The sequence below is a fragment of the Winogradskyella sp. genome (assembly GCF_013213975.1).
Taxonomy (GTDB): domain Bacteria; phylum Bacteroidota; class Bacteroidia; order Flavobacteriales; family Flavobacteriaceae; genus Winogradskyella.
Genome location: NZ_JABSST010000135.1, coordinates 1 through 4,101, shown reverse-complemented (window position 1 = coordinate 4,101; position 4,101 = coordinate 1). Strand labels below are relative to the sequence as shown.

Sequence of the window (4,101 nt, the reverse complement as noted above, 5' to 3'; positions counted from 1 at the left end):
TATACATTTAATGTTGTCAAAAAAAATATTAAATGAATTGCCTTTTTCATAATATCGCCTAAATGTATGGTAACGGTTAAGCTATGGTTTGTTACGGAATGTCACGCAGTGTCATTCCGACGTAAACCGAAAGATAGCAAAAATGCAGGGAATTTCCGACGGGAAATTCCGCCGTAATGAATTATAGGTATTGTTAGCGACAGTGTTTTTTAATTACCGCTAACAAAAGCCGTTCAGCTATTCAGTCCGACGCAATGTAGCTGGCGAGCGACGCAGATCGCAACATCTAGGATTTGGCGGATGGAGAACAAGTCCGACGTCAAGTTTAGTTTTTAGAGTTTACGTTTTGCTGAAAGTGCTTACTTAAAAATCAAAAAAAAAAAATCGCTGCGCGAATAGAAACAAAACTAGGCGAGAAGTACATTGTCGCTAACGGTCTCGGCTATGAGTAGTTGCGTGGGTTAGCACTTAACTTAGCAAGTACACACCATACTGAAAATCCGCGAGGATTTTCAGAAGTAGGAAAGGACAAGCAATTACTTATAGCCATTGTTACCATACGTTTTTATAAACTTTCCTTAATAATAGTCTCAATTCTTTCCTTGTCAAATCCGGACTCCAAATAAACAATTTTACCTTCTTTATCTATAATCATAAATGTAGGTGCAGCTTGAACTGAATATTTGCTAGCTAGTTCTTTTCCTTTATATAGTACTGGGTAATCTATTTTTATTTTGGAAACATATTTTTGTAAATCAGCTTTTGGAAAATTTTCTCTAAATTCCACACCATAGAGCAAAAACTCATCCTTTTTGTATTTCTTGCTCAATTCATTAAGCTCAGGTACAGCTTTAACGCAAGGACCGCAATACTTAAACCAAAATTCTAGTAAAACAACTTTGCCTCTAAATTGTGAAAAGTCAACTAATTTATCAGTCGCTAAATCTGGAATCTTCCAATCATCAAGTTTTTGTTTTTCACTATTTGTTTGACTTTCTTTTGATTGTAATGTCATATTTTCTTGCATTCGCTTGAAATAGTCCTGCAAAGTAATCCTTGTATAATTCTTTGGAAGCAAATCCCCAGTCCAAGTCCTATCGTCAATCTGGTAATTAAAATTCAAGTTCTCAATGGTTCTACTCATTGAACCTGTAGGTCCATTTGGCATTATTATTTTGCTTGGTAAATAATTAGATTTATTTATGATTATGGTATATGTGTTGAAATTTACATCAGCTTTATCAAATGTGTTTATTTTAAGTTGCTCCCAATCAATAACACTATTTTTTAATAACACGTCAAATACATAGTTTTTTTGTCCGTTAAATGTAATATCATCCTTTCTTTCAATTAATACATTTTCATTATTAATCAATTGAGGTAAAAGCTCCCTAATAGGGAAAAGTGTTAGTAATAATGGATTATTGGGATTTCGAGAACCTCCAGTCAATATCACTTTTTCAATAACCATAGATTGAATATGATTTTTACCATCAAAAATCAGTTCCGAATCCACGTTCTTTATGCGATATTTTGGTGTTGAACTTTTGTTGAAATTATCGAATAGGAAGAAAATTGAATCTTCACTGTGTATATAAGTAACCTCACTTTCGTTGCCTTCAAATCTTGAGGTATAAAAAACGCTTTCAATGTTGTTTAGATTAGTAATAGTGTTTTGTAGAATCTCAATATTAGATTCTTGACTATATACATTTAATGTTGTCAAAAAAAATATTAAATGAATTGCCTTTTTCATAATATCGCCTAAATGTATGGTAACGGTCTCGGCTATGAGTAGTTGCGTGTCCCGATAGCTATCGGGATAGCACTTAACTTTACAAGTAATCACCAAACTGAAAATCCGCTAGGATTTTCAGAAGTAGGCGAGAACAAGCAATTACTTATAGCCATTGTTGTAAACAGTTTTTTATTTTAATAGTTCATTTAATTTAGATTTTAATTTCTCTGCATTCAGATTGGAATCGATGATTTTGTAATCACTATCAAGCAAATAATTTGTTGGATAAGAAACAATTCCAAACTGGTCATTTATTTTTTTGTCAGCATCCCATAATGAAATCCAATTTACTTTATCATCAGCTAAAGCTTTTTCCCAATTCTCTCGGTTATTATCCACAGAAACACCAACAATTTGAAAGTTTGATTCTTGAAAATTATCATAATATTTACTAATATTTTTATTTTCTTTTCTACACGGTCCACACCAAGAAGCCCAAAAATCTAACAGAATGTATTTTGATTTTATATTATAGAGAGACACTTCGTTTTGATTAATATCTTTTAATTTAAAATTCTCTACGATATCGTTTTGGGAAAGTCTTTTCTTAATTCTTTTTTTAAATGCAGTTATTCCATTTTTTAGTGTTTTGCCGAAATCACTTGACTTCACAGAATCGCCTAACGTTTCGTACAATCGAACGACATCGGTATTAATTCCACCATATTGATATTTCAAGGCAAAAAGACTTATTTCAGAATTCGGGTTTGCCAAAATATAATTTCCGTAAACTCTCTGTCTTTCACTCCATATGGCAGTATAAGCGTTACTCAAACTATCTATAATTTTAAAATCCTCTAATTTGGTTATGTCAATTCCATTGTTTTTGTGGTCATTGTATTTTTTCATTGTAGAATTTAAACTATTTTCAAATTTTTCAAGTTCTGTATTTAGTTTTGATATCTCAATTTTACTATTGTAAATAGAATCAGAAATATTAACATTCACAGAACCTTTTTCCAAAATAAACATTTTAAAATCTATCTTCTTACCAAATTGAACAGGAACAGAATTTGAGCCAAATTGAAATAAAAATTTATTAAAAAATTGATTGTTGATGTTTACTTTAGGGGCAAAGTTTGTTGTGTCATTTGTGATTATAGCTTCTGTAGGTACTCTAATACTATCCAAATGAATTTTAAATATACCTTTTGAATCTACCTTTGTTGATTTTGTTATTAGTGAATCTTTATAAAAGTATTGAAGATACAGTGTTTTGTCTTTAAAAGTTTCGTTGGTAATTCCATTTATTATTGAGACGCTCGTATTTTTATCAGTATTTTGACAAGCTGTTATGAAAAAAAATATAAATATTAATTTGCGTGGATTTATCATATAATTAATATATAAACTTCCTTAATAGAGTTTTATACTGATGTATTTAAAAGCTCTTTGATTTCCCTTTCAAGTCTTTCGTAGTTCATTTTTTTTGCTTCATCTTCTGTGATGGTAATCTCTTTGCCACTTCTATCAGTGTATGTAGCAGGTATCACAGCTCCTTCTGAAATTTTCATAATGCGGTCATCAATTGAAATTAAATAATTGGTTGGGAATCCAGTAATGTGCTTAAAACCTGCGATTTCAATTGTTGTTGGTTCTGGCTGTTTTTTTTGAGAGGGAATTAAAAAAATATTTCTATTATAATCTTGTGCCAATTTCTCTAATTCTTTTTGAGAATCCCAAAAAAGTAGTACAAAATCAACTTTATCACTATATTTCTCAACAATTTTATTAAGTGAAGGCACTTCAAATTTACATGGTGCACACCAAGATGCTGTTACTTGTAAAAATAGTGGCTTTTTTCTTTTAGATGTATTGTAGATTGAACTATCTACGGTAATAAATTTATAATTATCAATATAACTGTCTCTAATAAATAATTTTATTGAGTCGTCATATTTCATAGCATTTTCTGCATCGTTTAAATCCCAATATTTTTGAGCATCTTCACGATATTTTTTTATTTGAGCTTCAGTGTCTGCAAATAATTTTCTTTCATCGTATGTCTGATTTTCATCTTTCTTACATGATTGTAATATGGTAAGTGAAATTAAAACTAAAATAATTTTATCCATTAAATAATGTTTGATTTAAATTGTTTACAACGGTTCGTATAACCGACAGTTACGGGTTTTAAATTACTATTTTTAGATTAAGTACTGACGCTCGCAATTCCGAGTGGATTCGGACGTAGTCGAATCCGCCGTAATTGCGGTTATACATTGTTGGCATTCGTTGTTTTAATGCGTCTTATTTCTTTTTCCTTTTTTTTGAGTTTGAGTAAATTCAGTCAGCGATTTATT

General features: G+C 30.6%; 3 protein-coding genes. All 3 read right to left on the bottom strand.

Going from position 1 to position 4,101, the window contains the following annotated elements; all coding sequences use genetic code 11:
• Positions 1-565 precede the first annotated feature (565 nt).
• The 3 genes from HRU49_RS14205 to HRU49_RS14195 all read right to left on the bottom strand — a co-directional run bounded on the left by HRU49_RS14205 (position 566) and on the right by HRU49_RS14195 (position 3,873).
• Complete coding sequence (locus tag HRU49_RS14205; protein WP_296358316.1) at positions 566-1,726, bottom strand: TlpA disulfide reductase family protein; 1,161 nt, start codon at positions 1,724-1,726, stop codon at positions 566-568.
• A 201-nt stretch (positions 1,727-1,927) separates the two neighbouring features.
• Positions 1,928-2,929: a TlpA disulfide reductase family protein gene (locus tag HRU49_RS14200; RefSeq protein WP_296358314.1), complete on the bottom strand. Its 1,002-nt coding sequence runs from the start codon at positions 2,927-2,929 to the stop codon at positions 1,928-1,930.
• Between the two features lie 236 nt (positions 2,930-3,165).
• The gene (locus tag HRU49_RS14195) at positions 3,166-3,873 is read right to left on the bottom strand and encodes a thioredoxin family protein (protein ID WP_296358312.1); all 708 of its coding nucleotides are present in this window, start codon (positions 3,871-3,873) and stop codon (positions 3,166-3,168) included.
• Between the last annotated feature and the right edge of the window lie 228 nt (positions 3,874-4,101).

Bases quoted from the DNA above. Each gene is read 5' to 3' on its own strand.
- HRU49_RS14195 (WP_296358312.1), bottom strand. From the start codon at position 3,873: ATGGATAAAATTATTTTAGTTTTAATTTCACTTACCATATTACAATCA.